This window comes from Halorubrum xinjiangense (genome assembly GCF_049604745.1).
GTDB classification, from domain to species: Archaea; Halobacteriota; Halobacteria; order Halobacteriales; family Haloferacaceae; genus Halorubrum; species Halorubrum xinjiangense_A.
The window spans coordinates 93,098-115,982 of record NZ_CP187139.1 but is presented as its reverse complement, the minus strand read 5'-3'; the positions used below and the strand labels follow the sequence as shown (position 1 = coordinate 115,982).

Below are 22,885 nucleotides of genomic sequence, written 5' to 3'. Positions count from 1 at the left end.
GCGCCGGCGAGTACCGATGTCGACACGGAGTCAACTCCGATTCGTCCAACGAGTCGAACAGACCGATGAGACAGATGGCAGCGCCGACCGCGTCGCGCAGGTGTACCGGCATTCGGACGGCTATCCGGGGAGCGTCCTCCGAGATCTCACACAGCTGAAAGAGCTGCTCGATGCGACCCGTGCAGAGCGTGGCCCGGGCTACACGGCGGCGACCTTCGTGTTCCTCGACAAGCTCTCGACGGTCGACCTCTACCTGGATGGCGATCCAGAGCGAACGATCGACGCGGCTCAGCCAGCGGATCTCCTCGAGCCATCCAACATGGAGCACCTCGACCAGCCGCTGTTCCTGCTGGGCCACGGCGTCGAGAATCCGGCCGACGGCATCCACGGCGACGAGGAATACCTCTACGTCGTGGAACTCCCGACGGAGAACCCGTTCGAGGGGCCGTCCGAGTGGACCGTCAAGGTGAGTGGTCACTCCGCCTTCCCGCGCTGGGATGGTCCGACCAAGGAAGCCTTCGAGCGGGCCAGCTGGCAGTTCCACGGCCCGCTTGAGCACGCGCTCGAAGAGCTGGTCGCTGAGCCGGCGTGAACACCGAGCCCGCTCAGATGATGCCGCCGATGACGAGTAGTCCGACGACGACCAGCAGCGTCGCGACAACGCTTCCCCCGGCCAGCCACTTGTTTTCCATCGCCTTTTCGTGAAGCGGCATTTCGGCGTACTCCTCGCGGAACGCCTCAAGATTATCCTCGTCGTAGAAGTACTTCGTCTTCAGCGCGAACCGTTCCGTCACCGCGCAGCCCGTACAGACCGGTTCGCCTTCCAGCCGCTCCGTTTTGGTGTGGCTGGAGCAGGCGATGGCCCCGCAGTTCGGACAGTAGGTGTACGTCTCGGTGACGCCACTCGTGTCACAGTGGACGCACTGATGGATGCCGTCCTCGGCGGTTACTCTGGACGGCCCCGCTGCGTAGTACTCGTAGGGGTAGGTGTACTCCTGGATGTCGGTGGTGTGCCGAATCTCAGGAAGGTACACTGGTTCGATCGACTGCACGGAGATGTCCGAACGATTCGGCTCGCAGGTCTTGTTGTACGTGACGTTGTTGTCGCCGGTGTAGGTCACCGTCGTCGTGTGATGCTGCTGGAGCCGGTCGACGGCCCACTCCTTGTACTCCGTTTGGGTCTGCCCGAACCGGCGCTCCTCGACGTCGTCGAACACCTCTCCGAACTGCTCGGCGTCGAGGTCGACAGTCGCGTGGAGGTTCTCAGTGACCAGCGTCGCGACGTCCTCGTCGACGACCTGCGGCTGCCCGCGTTCGGCGTGGGCGACGAATCGGGTCCGGTCGTTGATCCGGTGGATGACGCCCACCGACGTCTCGAAGACGGCGTTCGTGTCCGCGGTGACCGCGACCACCGGGCGGAACGTCACCGATGAGTGCGGTTCTGGGAGGTCGGCGGCTTCGATGTTCTCGATGTCGCGGAACGCCTCTTCGACGGCCGCGTCGACATCCGCCGCCGGGTCGTACGGCCGTAGTGTCTCGTCACAGAGGATCTCGATGCGACCGTTGTAGAGGTCGAGGCCGATTTCGTCGGCGATCTCCCGGAGGTCCTCGCCGTCAAGCAACTCGATGGGATGGGGATCATCGTTCTGCTGGAGGCGGTCGGCGTACTCCTGAGCAGGGTTCGTGAACCGGCCGGTCGTGACGACCATCCCGCGTTTCGGACCGTCGAAGTCGAACGTCGCGATCGCCGAGTGGAGCTTCTGGACGACCGGCCGCCCGACCGTCCCCGTGTGCTTGCACTCCACGATGATCGCGCGCCGGGTGCCGTCGACGACCTCCTCCATAATAACGTCGCGACCCTCGTCGGCGGTTCGGTCGGCCTGACGGACGTTCTCGTAGCCGAGATTGCGGAAGACATCCTCTATTACGTCCTCGAACTCGAACCCTGAGAGGTCGTCCAGTACAGCCATTCCGAGATACCTGGACAGTACGTTGCAACTGTCAAATACGTTGCCGAACGCTTCGCCGTCCTGTTTATGAACCCCCGAGAGGGGTGCGGGGGTGATCAAACGAGCCTCCCGCGAACCAACCTATGAGTGGAATCAGCGACCCACGCTCACACGTACAGTCACGGACCACGGCTGATCCCGACGTCATTTACGTCGGTTACCGTCGTCGAGGCCGCGCCATCGTCGAGAAGCAATCAGACCAACAACAGCTCACGCCAGAGCGGAGTCTCGAGCTGGCGAATCACAGTCCTTCGGGCTTCGAATGGGGATATGGTGGCAGCGGGCCGGCCCAACTCGCACTCGCCCTCCTGCTCGATTACACCGACGATGAGGAGGTAGCGCTTTCGGAGTACAAGGCGTTCAAGACCGAAGTAGTGAGCCAGCTAGAGTGTACAGGACCCGACGGCTGCTGGCGACTCACCGGACGCGAGATAGATGCTACCCTTCATGAGATAGTCGACGACCCAGTCGCACCGTCCGTCAACTAACGATCACAGAGCGCAATCAATGTCAGAACACACTCAGCAGCCTCGTGTGGACTCAGAATCGCAACAGAACCGTGAGCGTCAGGTGCCAACCGAGTACGTCGAGCGAAGCGATGTCGGCGTCTCACTCACCGTCAAACTCACTCGCGGTACTGGCACCCGCGATCAAGACAAGATCACGGCCAAAGTGAAGGGTAAGACGCTCGAAGACGCCCGCGAGGATATGGAAACCCTCCGCGAGTATATCCACGACCTCGCTGAGGACACTCGCCAGATCCAGCCAGCCGACCCACACGAATAGTACTTTTTTGACTATTGCACAGAATTGTGTAGCCGCAGGATGTACGAAGTGTGCGGTGAGAAGGAACTCAAGGTTATCCTCGCGCTTGATCCAGGCGATTCCATCTCAGGCGTCGCGCGGAAGATCGACGAGAACCGGGAGACGATCCGTCGCGTCGTGAATAGCCTCGAGGAGGCGGGATACGTCGCGTACGACGATGGGCTTCATCTCATCGATCAGACGCTCCGAGACGCCGGTCTCGAGTTCCTGACAGCGTCAGCGGACATCTCGCCGCCGTCGATCTCAGAAGCCTATGTCCTCCCGCAGTTCACGGGGATGGAGTATGCATACACTGGCATCGATGCGGTCTACGTCTGGACTCGCGGTGGCTACCAGGTCGCTCGCGACCCAGAGGACTATCCGCTGTTCATCGCCGTCCACGAGTCTGACCTCGATGCCTGGACGGCGTTCTTCGATCGGTTCGAAATCCCGACTGCGGAAGAACGCCTGCCTGCTGCCGACCTCGATGGTTCGATACAGGTGGTACTCAAGCCGCGGCCACAGATCGAGGCCGAGATGGTCGACGGACGGCCTGTCATCCCACTCGAAGAAACTGTGGCGTTCGCAAACGAGCACTACGCGCACTTCCAGTCAGCGCTCGACATGCTCGGCCGTATGTACGACAGCGTCGACACTGACGCGAACTACCGCCAAACTGACGTGGAGTTCTGACAGGAGATTTCTTCGACTGGGAGGGGCCTGGCCGCTGTTTGTTGCCGCCTTGAGAGAGCGGAGGCGAACAAAAATGAGCGATTCGTCAGATCTATCCGTCGAATCAGACGCTCTCACACCGAAACAGCGTCTCGAACCGCCAAATACCCGTCTCATCAATGCTGGTATCGCGACGATTCATGACATGGAGACGCTGCGAGCCTGCGTCGCCTACGAGAATGCGAATCAGCAACGGATCCCGATTCTTCGCCGGCTCAAAGATCGGGCCAGCGAAATTCGCGCAGAAGACAATTGACGCAGCACTCGGGGATGTCTGTCGGAGCCTCGGTGGGTGGAGGCTCGAATGAGATGAGCGATCAAGCCGAGATCGAAATTCAACGACAGACCGCATTCGGCGACGATGGCCAACTCGAAGTAACTGAAACGAGCGTCGAGACCTCACTCGAGGACTTCGGTGCTGACGTGGATCATCGCGACCGGGATTCACGTCTTGATCGGCCCGAGGCCAGTGTGTTCGGCGTCGACGATCGACCCGCAGTTGAGCAATCAACCGAAGGAGATCAGTCAACACTCTTCGCTGATACGGACGAGGATCAGCAGACCCTCGCTGGCGACGATGCAGCCGCTCGCTGTCTATTCGAAGAATAAACAGTCCCTATTGATTAGTTATCTGTAGAAATGTTATAGTTTGAACTATAATAGTCTGAGTTCTAACTTTGAAGCGACGCTGAGGGGTTAATAGCCGGTGGTAGTTTTTCGACCCCCAGCAGGGTGCGGGGAATCCGAACGCCCGCATGCAACCGATGGAGATGAATTCGACTACCGACCCACGAGCAGTCGTACAGGATGCGAGTGAGCGATGGCAGGCGAGTGCAGACTGCGTTGAGTACGTCGGAATGCGTGTCGAGGGAACGCCAGTGGTCCTGAACCTCACCGCACACGAACGCCTCTCCCCAAATCGAAGTCTCGGTCTCGTGCGGCATAGCCCGGCGGAATTCGACTGGGGCTATACGGGAAGCGGACCGGCACAGCTCGCCTGTGTGCTCCTCCTCGATTACACCGACAACGAAACTGTCGCCCAGCAACACTACATCCAGTTCCGCAACGACGTGGTCAGTCAGCTGGTGTGTGATGGCCCGGCCGACTGCTGGCACCTCACCGGGGAGGATATCGAGGCGGCACTCGCCGAATTCGAAGAGTACCGAGCACTCACGCCAGATGGTGGGGCGCCGTCATCGTCACTGCCGGCGAATTGGAGTGCGGTGAGCCGGACAGATCGGACAGTCTTCCAACGTCGAGATATCGACCACTACGTCGTCCGCGCCAAAGGGAGCGAAGAGTGGTTGATCATACTTTGTGCGCAGGGGGACCGGGCGTATCCCGCCCCGCTTGACCATCGAACACTTCCGGTCGAGAACGACCCTGTCTCTGCCGTTCAGGCACTCGTCGCTGAGAGTAACGACCTCGTCGAGCCAGAGGAGGCCAACTGATGGAGAAATTCCGACTTTCGCGAGCAACGTACCAGCTCATCGAACGCGCTGTCACGGCGCTGGAGTGCATCGGCCGAGAACTCAAGCGATACAACGACCGGCACGAGCGAACAGCTGGGAAAGACACAGACGAGACGAATCCCGGCGAATCATGACTGGCGAAGCGACGCTTGATGACTTCGAGAGCGAGACATCATCCGGAGAGTCCGGCTCGCTCTCACTGGAAGAGCGACTCCTCACCCCGATCTCGCCGTCAGTGGGACTTCGGCTGATTCCCGGTCGTGGTGATCCGCTCTATCTCCAGAACCGGGGCACTGAGCGGTATCTGTTCCGCGACGAGCACAACCGATGGTTCATCCTTCAACCCTCGGCGAAGGACTCAGAAGAGGCGTTCGTCCGCTGGGTGTATCTCCCAGCAGACCGGCCCGAACGGCTGGCACAGTCGGCGCTTCGTCGACGGACAGTGATCGGCTATGATTACGTTCAGCGGTCGGCCGCACCAGATCCAGTCAGATCGACGGTGACGGCGATGTTCGTCACGGAACCGTGGTCCGACACCGCCTACGAGTGTGGGTCGTGTGAGGCGCTGTTCGACACGGCACAAGAGCACGCCCTGCACTGCTGGGACGCACATCCGTGGGTGCCGAATCCTGAACAGGTGCGCCGTCGACGCCACGCCGACGAGTGAATTGAAGAGCCGAAGCCAGGTGTCGAGACCGTCCAGATGTTTAACCAACAGTACTGGATTCGTGGGCGGGGCGTTGGTTAAGAGTGGTTGTTTTTGCGCCCGTGAGAGGGGCGCAGGGCGCGTGATGAGAGCGCCGTCGCGAGCGACGAATTCGATTTCGAGGTGACTGCAATGAAAGACCCAGAATCCAGAACCGTGTTCGCTGGCGTCGACGGACGAACCGATACAGAACTACCCGACTGGTACCGCCGGAAGAAAACGGTCGACGAACCGAAGTCCTTCGCCGAGACGATTCGTGACCTCCCGCAGGCCGTCGAGACGACAGTCGCATACCGGAATCCCTACTCCGACGAGTGGGTCGAAACGGAGCGCTTCAACGCCCTGGTCGAGCCGACAAGAGCGCGCGACCACGCGACAGACGGCGAGCCCGACGCAGACCCACTATTTCACGTCCCCACGGACAGTTACGCGATCATCAACCCGGTGGATGTGTACAGGCCCTTGGAAGAGGTCCTTCGCGAGGAGACCATCGACGGGTCGCCGCTCGGGAACGTGATGTTCGGCGAGATCCGGCGCTACCGGGGCGGCGGCGAGGTCCATATGGACGTGATGTTCGACGGCCTCGAAGTCCGGCTGCCCGGGCGGTCAGACCCGATCACGATGGGCGTGACCTCCGGCTACGACTTCTTCGGTGAGCACGCCGTCTACGTCGAGGGATTCGCTCAGGACGGGTACTGCTCGAATTCGATGCGCTCGCTCACCGACAAGGAAGTCATCAAGCACGTCGGGGACGTTCGGGACTTCCGGACCTGGTGGGAGGAGATTCTCGCCCAGGTCGAACTCGTCGCCGACGACCTCTTCGAATTCATCCGAGATGCGCAGGAGATCGATCTCGAGTTCTCCGAGCTCCCGTTCACCGTCACCGAGTTTTACAGCCTGCTGGGATTCCCGGACTATCTCGCAGAGCGTGCTGCCGAGGATGCCGAGGCGAACGCTGCGTCGCCGTTCGAGATCGATATGTGGACGCTGCACTCCGGCGCGACGTACGCGCTCACTCACTTCTTCCAGGGCAAGGAGGGTGCGTCGCTGGACGGCTACGTCCGCACGGCCAACGACATCCTGTTCAACCCCGAGGGTACCATCGAGCGCGTCGAGCGAGCCTACGAGGAGCAGCTCGAGGCGGACGGCGACGACGGGTCGCAGGCGTCGCTCGCCGGCGAGCGTGCGCTCGCGAGCATCGAGCGCGTCAGCGATGATCTACAGGAGAAGGTCGACCAGTTCGAGGAGCGTGAAGATGCGCTGCGTGAGCGGTTCCAAGAGGCGATGGGCTGATTGTCGGAGCGGCGTTCACTGAAACTGTCCTCAAACAGCCGTTTACGTGAGCGGTTCCGGTTCCTCGTTATATTCGACGACTAATTCGACATCATCAGGACCGAATTCATCGCGTTCCGCTTCCAGCGTATCAAGAGCGTCTTTAACCGGGAAGAAATCCGGCTTCTCGAGTGCATCTTCTGTGGCCCAAGCGTATCGAATCGTTTGCTCCGAATCGATGAGGAACACGGCACGCTGTGGAACGCGCTCGTGGTTCTCCCATTCGTCATAACAGACATCATATGACTCGGCAACCCGCCCGGAACTATCACTAAGTAACGGGAAATTGATGCCGTATTCCTCGGCGAATGCTCGGTGGGCGTAGACGCTGTCCCCAGAAATTGCCCAGACATCGAGCGCCGGCGTCAGCTGAAACCACTCTGCATCGCGGATCGCACACAGTTCGTTTGTACAAACAGGACTGAAATCAAATGGGTAAAAAACTAGCAACGCAGCCCGATCATCCGCAGTTGTCTCATCCAAGCTGTACTCGGTTTGTTCTCCGTCACGGAGACCTGGAAGAGTGAATGACGGTGCAGACGCTCCCTCGTTTATCATGCGTCACAGTAGCACACGAAGAAAGGATAGTCTTGGGGCTAACACCCCCACCTGAATGGAGTAGCCTCAAATGTGGGATGAAATTCACTGGAATCCGTACGTCAGGAGTTCGCCGTCGCCCACTCAAGAAGGGGTTCTAATCTCGAACGAATCTCATCCCCTTCGTCAGTTAGCGCGTATTCGACGCGTGGCGGAATTTCGTTGTACTGCGTCCGTGAGACGATCCCTGCCTCCTCGAATTCGTCGAGGCGTTTCGAGATTGTCGACGTGCTCGCTGTAGGGAGGTGCGCCTCGATCTCCGCGAACCGCAGCGAATCGTGTGCGCCGATGATACTGACGAGTTGCATCGCGTATTTTCGGCTCAACGTGTCGATAACTCCTGTGAGCGGACAATAGCACGTCCCCTCAACATCGCACGTTGGCGCCGGTGAAGTAGTATCTGCCATAGCTTCGTGGCCTCCAACCTACTCTATAGCTTCGGACTCTGGAGTATAAGAACTTCCCGTCGTAAAGTTTCGGTATAGATGACTCACACATCCGACTATGATCTCGTGATTCTCGGCGGTGGCGCCGCAGCTTTCGCCGCGATCACTGAAGCGAGCCGACGGGACCTCTCGACGGCGATGGTGAACACCGGCTTGCCCATCGGCGGAACCTGCGTGAACGTCGGCTGTGTCCCGAGTAAGCATCTGCTTGCCGTCGCCGAGAGCGGCGCTGCAGCGTCGGAGAATCCCTTCGACGCCGTTCGATACCCTGAGGAACCGACTGTCGACTGGGCCGACGCACTCGACGGGACCGACGACCTCGTCGAGGGATTCCGGCGGGAGAATTACGTCGATGTCGCCGAGCACTTCGAGACCGACATCTACGAGGGGTACGGCCAGCTGGTCGACGACACAACCATCGAGGTCGTCGACGGCGCCGACGAGGGCGCGCGCATTACTGGAGAGAAGGCGCTCGTCGCGACTGGCAGTTCACCGTGGGCGCCGCCCATCGACGGCCTCGAGGAGGTCGATTACTACACGAGCGAAACCATCCTCGAGGAGCGCGACCTCCCCGAGAGTATCCTAATGCTCGGTGGTGGGTACATCGCGCTGGAGTGGGGCCAGATCCTCCACCGTGTCGGCGTCGACGTGACGATTCTCCAGCGCTCCGAGCGCGTCCTCTCGGACATGGAAGGCCAACTTGGTCGCGAGATGCAGCGTGCATTCGATGAGGAAGGCATCGAGATACTCACCGATAACGACTTCCGGCGCGTCCGCAGGCCAGCAGCTGACGGCGGCGCCGAAGCGATCCAGTCGGGCGTCGCCGTCGAAACAACCGTCGACGGCACTGAGCGAACGGTCACCGGCGACGCGCTGTTCGTCGCGACCGGGGTCCAGCCCAACAGCGAGGAGATCAGTCTCGAAACGGTAGGGGTCGAAACGAACCCCGATGGAACGATTCGTGTCGACGAGTACTTCCAGACGACGAATCCCGACATCTACGCGGCGGGCGACGTGATCGGCGAGCCCGAACTGGAGACGGTCGCCGCCAAGGAGGGCAATCACGCCGTCAAGAATGCCTTCGGCAACGAGGGCGTCAGCATCGACTACGATGCAGTCCCCGCAGTCGTGTTCACCAGCCCCGAAGTCGCCGCCGTCGGGACGACCGAACTCGAGTATATGGACGAGCACGGCACCTGTTCGTGCCGGACCGTCCAGATGGCGGACGTGCCGCGGGCGAAAGCCGTGAAGAATACTGACGGCCTCGTCCAGGTCGTCAAACACCACGAGACCGACGAAATCGTCGGTGTCCACATGGTCGGGCCGCGTGCCGCCGACATGATTATGGAAGCCACGCTGGCTGTGAGGTTCGGACTGACCGTCGACGACATCATCGATACTGTCCACCCGTTCCCGACGTTCTCCGAGGCGTTCAAGCAGGCCTGTCAGGCGTTCCGTCGGGATACGTCCAAAATGAGCTGCTGTATCGAGTGAGGTCAGTCGTCGGTCGAGAACACGTCCTCGAGCGTGCCGCTCTCGCCCAGTTCGATGAGGGCACGGTTCAAAAGTTCGCGAACGATGAACTCCTCGTAGTGCTGGGTATCGCAGTATTCACAGGGTTTCATCTCGCGGGCGACCGCCTCGATCTCAGTACCGTGGTCCGCGTACAACGTCTCGATGAGGGATGTCAGCTCCTCGGATGCGGTGGACTGCGCCCCTGCAAGGGTTTCGTCGGCACCCTCCGGGAGCTCGTACGAGAAGACTCGCGTGTTCGACTTGTAGTACTTCCGCGTCCCCCCACCAGCTTCCTCGAGACGGGCGATCTCAACCATCCCCGCGTCCTTCAGGACATTCACGTGGTGGCGGACCGTTGTTTCCGCCTTCTCCTCGCCGCGACGATGCAGTTCGTCGTGAATCTCCTCGATCGTCAGTTCATCGGTCGCGAGCATATCGAGGATCTTCGCCCGGACGTCGTTCTCCAGCGCCTTCGCTTTTTCCGGGTCTGTCGTCACGACTTCGCGGATCGGCACATCAGATTCGAGGAGCGCCATTCTTGTGAGGAGATAGGCGAACAACGACAGTAAGAGTAACGCCACTCTCCCGACATCGGTATTAGGACTTTGATACCGCTATAATTATTGTCGTAATGATTTTCCGCGTCGCGCGATAACCACCACTCACGATGGGAACGACACACGAACAATTCAACGTCGGGGGAATGTCCTGCTCGTTCTGTGCCGAGAGCATCGAGAAGGCCTACGCCCGGACCGACGGCGTCGAGGACGTCGACGTGAGTCTCGCCCACGAGGAGGTACTCGTCCAGTACGACGATGACCGCCTGAGCGAGGTGGCGGTGAAGGACACACTCCGGGACCTCGGCTACACCATCCGAGATCCGGACAAGGCAAAACGATACGAGCAGCAGCAGGCCGAACTCACCGACGGGAAGCGGCGTCTCCTCATCGCTGGCGGCGCATCTCTCGTTGTCGCAGCCCTGATGGGGTGGATGATTCTCGTAATGGGACGCTTCGAGTCGGCATCGCTCGCGATGGACCTGGTGACGCTGGGGCTAGCGCTCGGGACGATGTTCGGTCCCGGGCGCTACATCAAACAGAAGGCGTTCCAGAGCCTTCGTCGGAGGATCTTCAACCAGCACGTCCTCCTAGAAGCGGGCGCCTTCGCCGGGCTCCTCGGGGGGTTACTCGGCCTGTTTGTCTTCCCGAGCTTCCCGACCGTCCACTTCTTCGCCGTCGCCGTGTTCATCACCACCTACCACATCCTCTCGGAGTACACCAGCCTCATCGTCCGCACGCGGGCTTCCCAAGCCGTCCAAGGCCTTCTCGACCTCCAGCCCGACACGGCACGCCGCGTCAGTGATGACGGTGACGTCGAGGAAGTCCCCCTCGACGACCTCAACGTCGGCGACTACGTCCGGGTCAAGCCTGGCGAGAACATCCCCGTCGATGGGATGGTCGTCGAGGGAGAGTCCACGGTCGACGAGTCGGTTGCCACCGGTGAGTCCATCCCCGAGGAGAAAACGGTCGGCGACACGGTGATCGGTGGCAGCGTCAACGAGACCGGGACGCTGCTTATCGAGGTGACTGCAACCGGGGAGGACGCGTTCCTGAATCAGGTGGCACGCGAGATCGAGGAGGCGCGGGCGATGAAACCCGGCATTATCCAGCTCGCCGACCGCGTCCTCAAGTACTTCGTCCCAGGCGTCTTGACGATTGCCGCGCTCTCGTTCCTCTTCTGGGTGGTCGCACCGCTCGCGTGGGGGGCAGACCCCAATGTCCAGCGAGGGGCGTTCGCAGCGCTGGCGGTCCTCGTCCTCGGCTATCCGTGTGCGCTTGGGATGGCAACACCGCTCGCCCTGATTCGGGGTGGCGGGAAGGCAGCGAACCGTGGCATCTTGATGCGCTCCGGCGACGCCTTCCAGATTTTCCCCGACGTCGACCACATCGTGCTGGACAAGACCGGCACGATCACCGTCGGCGAACCCGCCGTCAGTGCGGTCGTCGGGTTCAACGCCGACGAGGAAGACGTACTCGCGACGGCGGCCAGCGCGGAGGCCTTCTCCGAACACCCGCTCGCCGATGCGATCCTCGAGTTCGCTGACGAGCGAGATGTCGAGTACGCGGATCCCGACGTCTTTGACTCGGTGACCGGCAAGGGCGTCCGAGCGATCGTCGGCAGCGACGACGTGTTGGTCGGGAAACCCGGATGGCTCAGCGATGAGGGGATTGACCTTTCGAAGAGGAGCGACGATATTGAGCGACTTCAGGGCCGCGGCCTCACCGTTGCCGGAGTTGTTCGTCACGGTGACCTACTCGGCCTGATCGGCATCGGTGACGAAATCAAAGCAGACGCCGCCGAGACCATCCGGCGGATTCGCGACGCCGGCATTACGCCCGTGATGATCACCGGGGACAACGAGCGCACCGCGAACGCGGTCGCCGAGGAGGTCAGTATCGACCGCGTCATGGCCGACGTGTTGCCCGACGAGAAACGCGAGGAGATCGGTCGCCTGCAGGAAGCCGGCCACCGCGTGGCGATGGTCGGCGACGGCATCAACGACGCGCCGGCACTCACACAGGCGGACATCGGCATCGCCATCGGCGCCGGGACCGACATCGCCATCGAATCGGCGGACATCGTCCTGATGGGTGACCGGCTCGGCGGCGTGATGGACGCCTATGAGATCGGGAACGAGAGCTATCGAAAGACTCGCCAGAATCTCGTGACGGCCTTTGCGTTCAACGGCATCGGCGTCGCCGCCGCGACCACGGGGCTCGTTCACCCGGTGTTCGCGATGCTTGCGATGGTGTTGTCCGTCTCGGCCGTCCTCGCCAACAGCTTCGCTGGTCAGCTCCTCTCCGGTGAGGGTGTCAACACCGAATTCGCTCTCAAAGAACGCACCGACGGCGAGCGTGGAGACGGCCGAGTGACAGCCGATTAAGCCTTTACGTCATAGCCAGCCTGTTCGATTGCCGCGTTCACGTCGTCGTCTGAGACTCCATCCTTGAGGACGACGTCGACCGTGTCAGCGTCGTGGTCGGCCTCGACCCGATTTACACCATCGAGGTTTCGCAGGGCGGTCTCCACGTTCTGTTCGCACCCGTTGCACGACATCCCGATGACGGCGATCGTCTTTCGCTCCATACGGGCCTGTAAACACTCGCGGGGGATGACCATTACGGTAACTGTTGTATCGGTTTTATCTCTATTAGAGGCAGGGCGTCATCGTCCGGAGAGTTGTTTGTGTCGGCCCCAAAGGGGTGGAGGCTCTTCGAGAGGAGGGGACCACTGACGACGAAGAGTAAGTCCTGTCCTTAACCAACAATCCCCGCATAAGTTTCCCTGTTGTTGGTTAACAGACTGTACCTCGGTTTGTCAGGCCCCCAGAAGGGGCGCGGGGCGGCCAACAGCGGCCTCGTAACTCCAATCATGTCCCTCGAGCTGAGCTCCAGCGCCAGCACGGCGAGCGACATCGCTGCCGCCAGACAAGCCGACATCGTGGCGTTCCTCCATCGAGCGCCGTTCACTCTGGATGCCTATGAGCTCGGTTTCCTTCCCGGCTTTCGGGAGGACTGCGGGTATCAGGAGACCCAATATCAGAATCTCACCCTCCCCGTCGGGATGCTCGACAACGACTTCCAGAACCCCGATCTGGATCGATTCGTCGAGCGGTTCTTCGAGTACGAGCCACAGGTCGGTGTCATCGGCGACATCTACGAACCTACTGACGTTGACGCCCACATCGCTGCTGCTCGTGAGATTCAGGACAGCTTTCCCGATGCCGAGGTCATCATCGTCCCGAAATCCCAAGCGGTGATTGACACGATCCCAGATGATATCATCCTCGGCTATTCGCGAGGGTACGCCGATCGCCTGGCGCACGAGTTCTCCGACCCAACCGATTGGAGAGGGCGGCGCGTCCACATCCTCGGTGGGAGTCCGCCCAAGCAGCTCGACGCCATTCGACAGCTGACCAGGCCGACACTCACCGACGAGCCACCAGCCGACATCGTCGGCCTCGATTGGAACGGGCTGCATCGCGGCGCGCAGTTCGGGGAGTTCTGGACGGCTGACGGCTGGGATGATAGCGGTCGTGACGCCTCCCACGTCACAGTTCGGAAGACGGTGCGACACAGTCTCGCCCGCATCAAGGCCTTCTGGCAGTCCCACGGCGTCTGGCCTGACTCAGCGCCACATAGCGACATCCTCGAAATCGAGTACGAGGGGCCGTCACCAACCGACCTCGATAGTGCTGCGTGTACCGAATGTGAAGCGAACGTCTGGACGACTCGGCGCGGTCCCTTCATCGCGGAGTATGATACCGGCGTGCTCTGTGGCTACTGCAGCTACGAGTGCTACTTCTCGCATCGCCATCGGAACAACCTCGAGGAGATCGCCGGCGAGCAGAGCGTGTACATTCCACCGGCGTGACGCTACGAGTGGTTTTTCGCGCCCCGGAGGGGGCGAGGGCTCGATCCAAAAAGTCCTCCGAGAAGGTGATTTTCCGTGAGTCAACAACAGCGTCCGAACGATGTCTCGATCGACGATATTCCAGTCGACGTATCGAACACCCAATCAGGCGAGGTCGACCCCGCTGAGGTACCCGAGGAAATCCGATCGATCACTCGTGGACTCGCAAGCGAGCAACCGCCGACGAATCCGCTCGTCGTCCTGAAGGCCGCCCGCTGGTGGTATATACATGGCAAGGGCGGAACCGATCCCGCGTTCCAGTGGGCGATCGAGTGGGTTCGACACCTCGCGACGGACACGCCGAGCGATGTCGACCAGTTCGACGCGTTCCTCGAGTACCTCGTCACGGTCGGCTTCGCTGACGAGAAAGCAGCGCTCCGATAGCAGCCCCGATCTAAACCCCCCGAAGTCGCGCCGATGTTTATCGTGCGCCCCCGAGGGGCGCGGCGCGTCCTGACTTCTCGGAGACGTCGTCGTACTCGATGTGATGCAATCCATGATGACAGCCAGTGAGTCGGGAGTCTCGTTCGAGGAGACCGACACCCGACACGACGAGATGCACAGTACCATCGAAGACTGGATCGACGAGCTCGTCGCAGACGTCGACGAGGCAAAAGCCAGCCAACAGTTCCAGGAGTGGCTCGATGTCCAGTCCCGATTCCACGACTACTCCCATCGCAACACCCTCTTGATCAAGCTCCAGTGTCCCGAGGCAACCCGCGTAGCGGGCTACAATACGTGGCGATCGGAGTTCGACCGGCACGTCCAAGAGGGCGAACAGGCGATCTGGATCTGGGCACCCATTATTACGAAGCAGTGCCCCGAGTGCGAGAACTCACCGAGCTACCACGAGCAAAGCGACTGTGACTACGACGAGACACCGGCCGAGGAGTGGTCCAAAGGACTGGTTGGATTCAAACCAACTGCAGTCTTCGATGTGTCTCAAACCGAGGGCGAACCGCTCCCCGAGCTGGAAACCGAGGCCACTGGTAACGCCGACGACCTGGTGCCAGCGCTCCTTGATGCGGCAGCTACTCTCGATGTCGACGTCCGTGTCGTCGACGCTGCTGAGTGGGAGCATGACGACGCGAAAGGCGTCTGCAAACACCGGAATCTCGACGAGTGCCAACCCGTCGTCGAAGCGAAAGATAGAGCGAATCAGGCCGACCTCGCGGTGACGCTGATTCACGAGTACGCCCACGCACTGCTCCATTTCGATGTCAACGACGAACCCGAGCGCGCAAAACGCGAGGTCGAAGCCGAAGCCGTTGCGTACATCGTCGGGCGGTATTTCAACCTGGATACGAGCGGGTCAGCGTTCTATCTTGCCGCGTGGCAGGACGACGATGCGGAGAGCATTCAGGAGCGTCTCGGCCGGATCAGTTCCACCGCGCAAGAGATAATCGGGACGGTCGCCGAGGACTGAACACGCCTTCTCCAGCTGTTAACCAACGGCTTGGGGTACTATCCCACTCTGTTGGTTAATTCGTTCGGCGTCCGACCCTGCGCGTTTCGATCGATTCCAAGACAAACCCCACCGACAGTCGATGTTATCGTTCAGAATCGATTCGGCGCTGCTGGTCACGAAGGAACTCAACGACGGCATCGATATCCTGTTCGGGAACCGTTTGCTGTTCGAAGACTCCTTTGAATGCATCTGCGAAATCCTCCGACGTGAGGCGGTTGAGGACAGTCTCGATGCGACCAGCGAGCTTCTCGGACTCTCCGCGATGCAGATGGGTCGCGATCCGGTCGAAATCCGCGCCAGCAGCCAGCACCACCAGATCCCGAGAGTCTGCCTTGCGGCCACTGTGGAGTTTCACCGCGAACAGCAACTCCCGTTCCGGAATCCTGGCTGTTACCGGGCGCCCGGTTCGCAGTTCCTCGGTGACAGAGTGCTGGGCCAGATAGCGATACGACCATTCAGCTTCCGTCTGGCGACAGCCCAGCGCGTCCACCATCGCGTCGAACTGAACCGGATTCCCGATATCTTTCGTAAACCGGATAGTCCGGCCCTCGTAGAGTTCGTTTCGCTCGACATCGGCCGTTTTCTCGTAGCCGCGGTCGGTGAGAAGGTCCGTGTAGTCGTCGACCGCTTGGGCCGGAATGACGACGTCGACGTCCGTGGTGAAGCGTTGATTGAACGCCGCGATCGCCCACCCACCGACGAGCACGTACGGCAGGTCAGCGTCGATGACTGCCTCCAGCGTATCCAGTAGTTCGTCTTCGCGTTCACCGAGGCTCATGCATTGAGACGCGGATCCTCGTGGGACGCGTCGATATCGCGGTCGTACTCGTCGGCGATCATCTCCAACGCCGGCTCGTAGTTCACCCGGTACTCCAACATGTGCTCGATCGTCTCGTCCAACGGAATAACCGGATTGCCGTCGACCCACTCGCGAGTGATGCCCCCACTCGTCGGGAACAACACGTACGAGACGGCCGCGTCGGAGTCGGTCGCGTCCGGCCGCTCTTCGATCCGGCTCGGAATCCCGAACTCATCGAAGAACGCCGTCCACCGTTCGATATCACGGTCGGCAACCTGGATGAAGATCGGATAGTCGTCGTGGCCGCGGGCGATCTGATAACCGCCATGGGTCCAGACGTAGACGCCGTCGATTTTCGTGTACGCAAAGGGCATCCCGGCGAAGTGCGGAATGACGTAGCCGTCGTCGATCGAGGGGGGAACAGCGCGAGAGATGGCCGCGACGAGATCGTAGTAGCGATCCCTGACAGCGTAATTCTCGATGTAGACGCCGTCCTCACGCCGGATGAAGCCTGCGTCCTCCAACCGCTCGATCCAGTCGTAGACCCACGAGTAGGAGCCGTCGATCTTCTGGGCGATTCGACGAATCGAGTCGCCCGGCCGGGCCGCGACCATGATTTTCGCCGCGGTCTCGTCGACGTACTCCATCATCGCTAGTTATCGGTATCGCATCTAACGGTATTAGTCTTGTCCCCCGTATTCCCTATGACGTTATCGCTATACAGATATACCATTCTTGGCTCCGGTAATCCGATCCGGCTCAGCATTTGAGCGGAGATGAATTAACCAACAGAGGATACGATGGATCGCTATTCGTTGGTTAAGTTTTTCAGCGCCCGCCGAAGGGCGGAGGCGCACTCCTGTCTCCACCGACCTATGACCGACCGATATCTAACGACCGTTCTCGACGAGGCAGAGCGAGTCGCAGAGCACCATGAGCAGGTCGCCCAATCTTCGGACCATCCGGAACACGAGTATCTCAGGTACGCCGTCCTTCGGCTGCTCGAAGGAGAGGCTGACGACACATCGGTGGAAGTACCGCAGGTTGACGGCGTGACTGTCGGCTACGGAGAGGACGACGCGATGTGCAACAGTTGGGACGACGACGTCGAGTGGTGGGAGACGGTTCCGCCGCAGGAGGAGTGTACTCGGTTCCGGGTGTTCTACCCCGACGAGTACGACGCTGTTCCGCGAGTCATCGTCGACGTGATGGCAGCACTCGGGGCGTGGCGTGTCTGGACTGGGAGCGCTGCCGCCTGTGGCTCCTACGACCATCGCGAGCGGCGGGAAGTCCACTATCTGTGGCCGGAGGGCCATCCAGTTGAGGCCCTGCTTGCGGATCGTCTCCAGGATCCCAAGGCTGCGGTTGCTCCAGACGGCGGCCGCACCGGCGACGTACGCGATCGGATGGTCGTCACGGAGCACTCAACCCAGCACGACGACCTCGAGCCGCGAACCAGACGTGCCGTCGACGAATCGATGGCCGTCTCGCTGCTCGAAAAGGGTGGCCGCTATGAGGTCCGATCGGCGTCCGGAAACTGGTATGAAGTCGACGTGATCAGCGAGTCGTGTACGTGTCCAGACTGGCGGAAGCGTACGCCCGAGGGCGGCTGTAAACACCTCCGGCGAGTCGATCAGGAGATCAAGCAGGGGCGGGTCCCACGACCTGATGGGCGTCTCCCCTCGAACTCGTAGGATCGCCCAGCGTTCGAGATCTCCCGAGGCTACTGTAACATCAGACGAAACTCCTTGATGGAGAGTTTCGAGTATTGATACAGCTGCTGGAGAACCGGTGAGAGCCGTTGGTAGCGGCTTAACCAACAAAACTATGCGGTTTGCGCCTTTGTTGGTTAACACAGATCGGCCCATGTCCTACGAGCCACCGACGCCCCCAGCGGACCTCCCCACCGACGTCATCGACACACTCAACGACTATTCACCCGAGCTGCTCCGAGACGTTGCCCACTATGCCGAGGACCTCGCCGAGCATCGCGAGCGCCAGGCCCGCCTTGCCGAAGCGGAGGAGGAAGACGAGATCGACGAGCGACCCGATGACCTCCCCGATGATGTCCCGACGAAGGCGACGATCACGATCAAGGAGATCAACGATAACCGCTACTACTACTGGCAGTGGCGGGAAGGAGATCGCGTCAAATCAAAGTACAAATCCCCAGTAAATCCGGACGAGTAGACGGACTAGTACCTCAGTCGGATGGCCAGTTGTTCGGGGAGACACCCCGTCTGCGAAGTGAAAGACGCAGGGTACGAGAGAAGTCCCGAGTTGATGAGTGAGGATCCGGTCACTGTCGACGAACTCGTCGAGAAAGCCGACGAGTATCTGCACGAAGCCTCACCCACACCGGAAGAATACGAAGCGCTGAAACAGAGTGTTGCGGAGCTCACGCCGATCTTCTCAGCTGAGAATTCGTACTTTGTCCTCGGCAGCTACGGGAAACCCGAAATCCGTCCTCTCCAGCTCGTAAAAGATCGCCTCAACCGACAGCCCGGTGCGTACGCGTTCCTGATGATCGACATTCGAAGCGAGTGGACGAATACCTACCTCAAGTTCCGGCTGCTCGCCGATCATACAGACGTCATCCTGGGCGTCACCGAACACGCCCAGGGCTGCTTCCTCGTCGAGCAGGGCTACTTCACAGCCCTTGAGGAGTACTTCGCGAAGACGCACGTGTTCAAACACGACGTACAATACGATAGATGTGGACGCGATCGACACAAACGTAGCCGTCGAGAGTCCCTACAGTGGAATGCAGACCGCGATCTTCGAGATGCTCAACGATGCTAGGCGTCTCTGCCGGTGGACGACTGAGGACGACCTCGTCGAGTGTACCGAGGCTCTCGTGAGTGATCAGGAATACCCGTAGACAGAGACGAATCGGTTACTCCCACCCCCGACGTTTCTGTCGTTTCTCCACGAAATCCTGTTCACCGATGGCCCAGACAACGAATGAACTCGAACAGGAAGACATCCCCCGTTTTCGAGTAGTAAGTGCGGGGTGAATCCGTGCAAGATTGGGTCTTCGAACCACGAACCCTTACGCGATAAGTAGCCCACTGAAGAGCGATTGCAAATGCTCGTAAATGAAATTTCGTTTAAATGCTGTCAGACACTCCACTATTGCCAGTAAAATCGGAGGACAAGACGCTATTTGATGAAATTGGCAACGGTGGTCCTGATAGTAACTAGTCGGATTGATTAGAACAAGGAAGTTACTGGCAACACCGGAGAGGGTACTGGAGAAACTGGCACTGACGGTTGCGCGGTTACTGGCAAAAGTGGAGAGGGTATTGGCAGTACTGGTGTTGGCGGTTGAGAAGTCACTCCAGAACCCGATGCCGCTTGGCAGTTTCACGAATGTCGTTGAGCTCACCTAGTTCGCTCTCGAGTGCGTCGAGGGCCGACGACAGAGAGACATCAAGCTCGTATTCGTTGTAGTTCCCGCGTCCACTCGACGAGTCGACCAACCGTAAGATCCCGTGGAGGCTCAAATCCGACAGGTGGTCGTGTACTCGCCTGCGTTTCAGTGGTTCACTGCCGTGATTACGAAGAACCTCTCGATAGCGCTCATAGATCAGTTTCGTCCGTTCGGGTGTTTCTCCCTCTGCCGCTAGCTGACAGACAGTCAGCAATACATATTGCCCCTGCCGGGTCAACGAATGCATCCCTTCGACAACCTGTTGTCGCTGGATCTGATGCTCGGCCTCCCGAACGTGGTCTTCGGTGATTTTCGCCTCTCCACCCGCCATCGCGTCGTTCTCGGCGATATCAGCTGCTTTCCGGAGTAACCGTAATGCCTGCCGAGCAGATCCCGAGTCCTGTGCAGAGAATGCTGCGCACAATGGGATTACATCTGATTCGAGGACATCGTCGTAGAGCGCGATATCGGCTCGGTGCTTGAGAATATTCTGCAGTTCAGTCGCGTCGTACGGAGGGAACAAGATTTCCTCTTCGCAGAGAGTGTCCTTGACTTTCGGAGAGAGGTTTTCTCGGAACTTGAAGTCGTTCGAGATGCCGACCACACCGATTTTCACATCGAGATCCAATTGCGAGCGTGCTCGTGGAAGCTCGTACAGAATATCGTCATCCGAGCCGATGTTATCGATCTCGTCCAGAACCACGAGAATAGTCCCACCGATCGACTCAAGGTCGTTGTAGAGTTCGTTGAAGATGCGTTTTTGTTGATACCCGGTTTCGCTCATCGGTTCGCGCGAAGACGAGACTGTGGTGAGAGGGTGAGAAGGAGAGCGAATCTCGTTCACGAGATTGACCGCTACCTGATAGGATGTGGTGCAGCCAGTACAGTTGAGTTCAATAACGTTGAGATCGACGTCGTCGTACTCTCCGGCGGATTCTTGCAGCTCCTCAAGAAGATCGTGCGTAGCAGCTGTCTTCCCGACGCCGGTAACGCCATAGAGAAAGACGTTGTTCGGTTGCCAGCCCTGAATGACGGGACGGAGAGCGGCCGCATATTCGTCGAGTTCTTCGTCCCGCTCCTCGAGTGTCTCTGGCTGGTAATCATCCCGGAGGACGTCTTTGTCTTGGATGATGAACGATTCTCGATTGAATCGGCCCATAGGCGGACTCAAGACGAAGAACCATCATAAAACCATGGGTTCCAGTATCACCACTAACCCACCACTCGAACCAATTATGCCAGTGTCGCATCCACTTATAAAACACACACACTCCACTATTGCCAGTAAACCTTTGCAACAACTGGAGGGGGTCAACGACCCCCTCTCTAATTAGCGATACTCTTAATACATTGTACGTTAAACCATACCCGCACTAACGAAAACTCCACTAGTTGTAGTAGGTTTAGATAACAGTAACTAGACTAGAGACGTGACAGTTTCTGCCCTCCCGTCCATTCTCCCCTCGTTACTGGCAATGGTGGAGTGAGAGAGGTACTTAAACGACGGTATTATTGGCAATACTGGCAACTCTGGTCGCCCTCTCCCTGCTACCATCGTTGCCTGGCCGATATTCCAGTCGAAATCTACCCTTCCCGACACCAGTCGATGATGACCGTGGACCTCTTTCGGTTAACCAACAAATCGTATGTATTAACCGTCTGTTGGTTAACTGCTCATGGCCTATGCTCGATTCGCAGTCGGCACTCAGTACTAGTATCCCGTGATTTCGGCGTTTCGCGATTCCGCAAGGGTTCGCTTGATTGCCGCTCGATCTCACCCAATCGGAGACAGGATATTACTGCATCGGCGACGCAGCTTCCGAACCGACGAGTGAGTACTCCCGGTCCCGGCTCGTGCCTTCCGCATCGACGAGGTTGTACTGGACCATCTTGGAGAGATACGTCCGCACTGTCCGTTTTGTCCGAGGATCGTCGACCTTCTCGGTATAGTGGTCGTGAATCTCGCTCGGCCCGAGTGGCTCGTGATCGCGAACAATGTTGTAAACGACGCGCTGGTGTGGCGTGAGTGAATCGATGCTCTTCTGCTTAATCTGGGCCCGGGCATCCTCGGCGGCGTCCAGGAGAATGTCGTCGGTGATGCGCTCGTGGTTCTCGCGATCGGCCTTGCCGGCGGCCGTTCGAAGGATGCCGATTGCGAGGCGGGCGTCGCCGGCGGCCGCGTCGGCGATCCGGTAGAGCTGGTCGTCGGTGATGACGTCCTCATCGAGTCCCCACTTCGCCCGCGCACTCAGGATGTCGTACAGCTGCTCGTCGTGGTACTTGTCCATCCGGACGTGCTCGCTGGAGCGCAGCCGGCTCACGAGGCGGTCGTCGACGCGGCTGAACAGCTCCTCTTCCTTGTTCGCGATGCAGATAATCGCGAACTGCGGGAGGCTGTGGAGGTCGTAAATGACGCTGGGGTCTTCGAGCTGGTCGACCTCATCGAGGATGACGACGGTTCGCGGGCCGTCATGCTGCTGGAGGCGATCAACGAGTTCGTCGTGGGGCGTCGACTGCCGGTGGATGTCGATGGTCGCGCCGAGGTCGTCGAGGATCTGGTAGAGGGTCCGAAATCGGGTGTAGTTACGCCAGCAGTTGACGTAGGTGGCCTCGACGTCGAGCACCTCCTCACGTAGGCGTTCGGTGACGAATTGCGAGATGCACGTCTTGCCGGCGCCGCTGGGTCCAGTGACGATGGCCGTGTCGGCGGGTTCACCGTTCGTAATGGGCTCGAGAACGCTGGAGAGGTGGTTGACCTCGGCATCGCGATGCTCAACTTCCCGAGGGACGAACCCGGCGCGGAGCACGCGAGCATCGCGGATCATTTAGTTTCTGTATAGCTGATTTGGGGTTGAGTATTAAAAGTATAACCGGGTGATTTCCGGAAAGCGGCTGATTGCTTCTCTTTATTTACTTGAACCACCTGCAGTAGTGCGTTTCTTCTATGAGAGTAGCTATTTCCGGAAAGCCACTTGTTCGATATAGAGCGTTCAATGCCACTCTCAAGACGACGAGTCGAATAATCCCAATCTGGATTCAATTTGTGTTAATGATGGCAACCACGATCGAACACCTCTGTGAATGGATCCCTCTGCTCCG

Annotated in this window: 26 protein-coding genes and 1 pseudogene; 18 read left to right on the top strand and 9 right to left on the bottom strand. The window is 59.5% G+C overall.

The window, feature by feature from the left end; all coding sequences use genetic code 11:
• The first annotated feature begins 16 nt into the window (after positions 1 to 16).
• The gene (locus ACOZ35_RS00560) at positions 17 to 592 is read left to right on the top strand and encodes a hypothetical protein (protein WP_424013249.1); all 576 of its coding nucleotides are present in this window, start codon (positions 17 to 19) and stop codon (positions 590 to 592) included.
• Positions 593 to 605: 13 nt separating this feature from the next.
• Here ACOZ35_RS00560 and ACOZ35_RS00555 read toward each other — a convergent pair whose 3' ends face one another.
• A complete protein-coding gene (locus ACOZ35_RS00555; RefSeq protein ID WP_424013248.1) occupies positions 606 to 1,970 on the bottom strand; it encodes a restriction endonuclease in 1,365 nt (454 codons plus the stop codon).
• Between the two features lie 122 nt (positions 1,971 to 2,092).
• On the opposite strand from ACOZ35_RS00555, the gene ACOZ35_RS00550 reads away from it, so the two are divergent.
• The 9 genes from ACOZ35_RS00550 to ACOZ35_RS00510 all read left to right on the top strand — a co-directional run bounded on the left by ACOZ35_RS00550 (position 2,093) and on the right by ACOZ35_RS00510 (position 7,016).
• Positions 2,093 to 2,497 (top strand): DUF6166 domain-containing protein, encoded by a 405-nt coding sequence (locus ACOZ35_RS00550; RefSeq protein WP_128904648.1) that lies wholly within the window; start codon positions 2,093 to 2,095, stop codon positions 2,495 to 2,497.
• A gap of 19 nt (positions 2,498 to 2,516) precedes the next feature.
• A complete protein-coding gene (locus ACOZ35_RS00545) occupies positions 2,517 to 2,795 on the top strand; it encodes a DUF7389 domain-containing protein (RefSeq protein ID WP_128904649.1) in 279 nt (92 codons plus the stop codon).
• Between the two features lie 39 nt (positions 2,796 to 2,834).
• A complete protein-coding gene (locus ACOZ35_RS00540; protein WP_128904650.1) occupies positions 2,835 to 3,506 on the top strand; it encodes an RNA polymerase subunit sigma-70 in 672 nt (223 codons plus the stop codon).
• A 73-nt stretch (positions 3,507 to 3,579) separates the two neighbouring features.
• Positions 3,580 to 3,801, top strand: a complete 222-nt coding sequence (locus tag ACOZ35_RS00535) for a hypothetical protein (protein ID WP_128904651.1) — start codon at positions 3,580 to 3,582, stop codon at positions 3,799 to 3,801.
• A gap of 53 nt (positions 3,802 to 3,854) precedes the next feature.
• Positions 3,855 to 4,154, top strand: a complete 300-nt coding sequence (locus tag ACOZ35_RS00530) for a hypothetical protein (RefSeq protein ID WP_128904652.1) — start codon at positions 3,855 to 3,857, stop codon at positions 4,152 to 4,154.
• Between the two features lie 155 nt (positions 4,155 to 4,309).
• Positions 4,310 to 4,996 (top strand): DUF6166 domain-containing protein, encoded by a 687-nt coding sequence (locus ACOZ35_RS00525; protein ID WP_424013274.1) that lies wholly within the window; start codon positions 4,310 to 4,312, stop codon positions 4,994 to 4,996.
• A complete protein-coding gene (locus ACOZ35_RS00520; RefSeq protein WP_198530094.1) occupies positions 4,996 to 5,151 on the top strand; it encodes a hypothetical protein in 156 nt (51 codons plus the stop codon). The genes ACOZ35_RS00525 and ACOZ35_RS00520 overlap by 1 nt, the downstream gene beginning before the upstream one ends.
• The gene (locus ACOZ35_RS00515) at positions 5,148 to 5,684 is read left to right on the top strand and encodes a hypothetical protein (RefSeq protein WP_128904653.1); all 537 of its coding nucleotides are present in this window, start codon (positions 5,148 to 5,150) and stop codon (positions 5,682 to 5,684) included. Before ACOZ35_RS00520 ends, ACOZ35_RS00515 begins: the two co-directional genes overlap by 4 nt.
• Before the next feature lie 171 nt (positions 5,685 to 5,855).
• Positions 5,856 to 7,016, top strand: a complete 1,161-nt coding sequence (locus ACOZ35_RS00510; protein ID WP_128904654.1) for a hypothetical protein — start codon at positions 5,856 to 5,858, stop codon at positions 7,014 to 7,016.
• 42 nt (positions 7,017 to 7,058) lie between these two features.
• Here ACOZ35_RS00510 and ACOZ35_RS00505 read toward each other — a convergent pair whose 3' ends face one another.
• Positions 7,059 to 7,613, bottom strand: coding sequence for a peroxiredoxin (locus tag ACOZ35_RS00505; RefSeq protein ID WP_128904655.1), 555 nt, complete (start codon positions 7,611 to 7,613; stop codon positions 7,059 to 7,061).
• Between the two features lie 101 nt (positions 7,614 to 7,714).
• Positions 7,715 to 8,059: a winged helix-turn-helix transcriptional regulator gene (locus ACOZ35_RS00500; RefSeq protein WP_128904656.1), complete on the bottom strand. Its 345-nt coding sequence runs from the start codon at positions 8,057 to 8,059 to the stop codon at positions 7,715 to 7,717.
• Between the two features lie 78 nt (positions 8,060 to 8,137).
• On the opposite strand from ACOZ35_RS00500, the gene merA reads away from it, so the two are divergent.
• Entirely contained in the window at positions 8,138 to 9,592 is a 1,455-nt protein-coding gene (gene merA / locus ACOZ35_RS00495) for a mercury(II) reductase (protein WP_134671652.1), read from the top strand.
• A 2-nt stretch (positions 9,593 to 9,594) separates the two neighbouring features.
• Here the strand turns inward: merA and ACOZ35_RS00490 are convergent, their stop codons facing one another.
• Complete coding sequence (locus ACOZ35_RS00490; protein WP_128904658.1) at positions 9,595 to 10,149, bottom strand: ArsR/SmtB family transcription factor; 555 nt, start codon at positions 10,147 to 10,149, stop codon at positions 9,595 to 9,597.
• Between the two features lie 131 nt (positions 10,150 to 10,280).
• On the opposite strand from ACOZ35_RS00490, the gene ACOZ35_RS00485 reads away from it, so the two are divergent.
• On the top strand, positions 10,281 to 12,557 hold the full coding sequence (locus tag ACOZ35_RS00485; RefSeq protein ID WP_128904659.1) for a heavy metal translocating P-type ATPase: 2,277 nt from the start codon (positions 10,281 to 10,283) through the stop codon (positions 12,555 to 12,557).
• On the opposite strand, the gene ACOZ35_RS00480 is transcribed toward ACOZ35_RS00485, so the two are convergent.
• On the bottom strand, positions 12,554 to 12,760 hold the full coding sequence (locus ACOZ35_RS00480; RefSeq protein WP_128904660.1) for a heavy-metal-associated domain-containing protein: 207 nt from the start codon (positions 12,758 to 12,760) through the stop codon (positions 12,554 to 12,556). The two genes, ACOZ35_RS00485 and ACOZ35_RS00480, sit on opposite strands and share 4 nt — an antisense overlap.
• A 285-nt stretch (positions 12,761 to 13,045) precedes the next feature.
• Between ACOZ35_RS00480 and ACOZ35_RS00475 the strand changes: the two genes are divergently transcribed.
• From ACOZ35_RS00475 to ACOZ35_RS00465, 3 genes are all read left to right on the top strand, one after another.
• Positions 13,046 to 14,047 (top strand): DUF6610 family protein, encoded by a 1,002-nt coding sequence (locus ACOZ35_RS00475; protein ID WP_128904729.1) that lies wholly within the window; start codon positions 13,046 to 13,048, stop codon positions 14,045 to 14,047.
• Between the two features lie 75 nt (positions 14,048 to 14,122).
• Positions 14,123 to 14,470, top strand: coding sequence for a hypothetical protein (locus ACOZ35_RS00470; RefSeq protein ID WP_128904661.1), 348 nt, complete (start codon positions 14,123 to 14,125; stop codon positions 14,468 to 14,470).
• 112 nt (positions 14,471 to 14,582) lie between these two features.
• Complete coding sequence (locus ACOZ35_RS00465; protein ID WP_128904662.1) at positions 14,583 to 15,512, top strand: ArdC-like ssDNA-binding domain-containing protein; 930 nt, start codon at positions 14,583 to 14,585, stop codon at positions 15,510 to 15,512.
• A gap of 124 nt (positions 15,513 to 15,636) precedes the next feature.
• On the opposite strand, the gene ACOZ35_RS00460 is transcribed toward ACOZ35_RS00465, so the two are convergent.
• Both ACOZ35_RS00460 and ACOZ35_RS00455 read right to left on the bottom strand, forming a co-directional pair.
• A complete protein-coding gene (locus ACOZ35_RS00460; protein ID WP_092893729.1) occupies positions 15,637 to 16,332 on the bottom strand; it encodes a nucleotidyltransferase domain-containing protein in 696 nt (231 codons plus the stop codon).
• Positions 16,329 to 17,000, bottom strand: a complete 672-nt coding sequence (locus ACOZ35_RS00455; RefSeq protein ID WP_135306301.1) for a helix-turn-helix domain-containing protein — start codon at positions 16,998 to 17,000, stop codon at positions 16,329 to 16,331. The genes ACOZ35_RS00460 and ACOZ35_RS00455 overlap by 4 nt, the downstream gene beginning before the upstream one ends.
• A 228-nt stretch (positions 17,001 to 17,228) precedes the next feature.
• Here ACOZ35_RS00455 and ACOZ35_RS00450 point away from each other — a divergent pair, with 228 nt between their 5' ends.
• The 3 genes and pseudogenes from ACOZ35_RS00450 to ACOZ35_RS00440 all read left to right on the top strand — a co-directional run bounded on the left by ACOZ35_RS00450 (position 17,229) and on the right by ACOZ35_RS00440 (position 19,234).
• A complete protein-coding gene (locus ACOZ35_RS00450) occupies positions 17,229 to 18,047 on the top strand; it encodes a hypothetical protein (protein ID WP_103992931.1) in 819 nt (272 codons plus the stop codon).
• 172 nt (positions 18,048 to 18,219) lie between these two features.
• Positions 18,220 to 18,543: a hypothetical protein gene (locus ACOZ35_RS00445; protein WP_004594473.1), complete on the top strand. Its 324-nt coding sequence runs from the start codon at positions 18,220 to 18,222 to the stop codon at positions 18,541 to 18,543.
• A 93-nt stretch (positions 18,544 to 18,636) separates the two neighbouring features.
• Positions 18,637 to 19,234: pseudogene (locus ACOZ35_RS00440) on the top strand (hypothetical protein).
• A gap of 454 nt (positions 19,235 to 19,688) precedes the next feature.
• On the opposite strand, the gene ACOZ35_RS00435 reads toward ACOZ35_RS00440, so the two are convergent.
• Together ACOZ35_RS00435 and ACOZ35_RS00430 are read right to left on the bottom strand one after the other, a co-directional pair.
• On the bottom strand, positions 19,689 to 20,945 hold the full coding sequence (locus ACOZ35_RS00435) for an orc1/cdc6 family replication initiation protein (protein WP_004594472.1): 1,257 nt from the start codon (positions 20,943 to 20,945) through the stop codon (positions 19,689 to 19,691).
• Positions 20,946 to 21,582: 637 nt separating this feature from the next.
• Entirely contained in the window at positions 21,583 to 22,611 is a 1,029-nt protein-coding gene (locus ACOZ35_RS00430) for a Cdc6/Cdc18 family protein (RefSeq protein WP_424013247.1), read from the bottom strand.
• Positions 22,612 to 22,885: the final 274 nt, after the last annotated feature.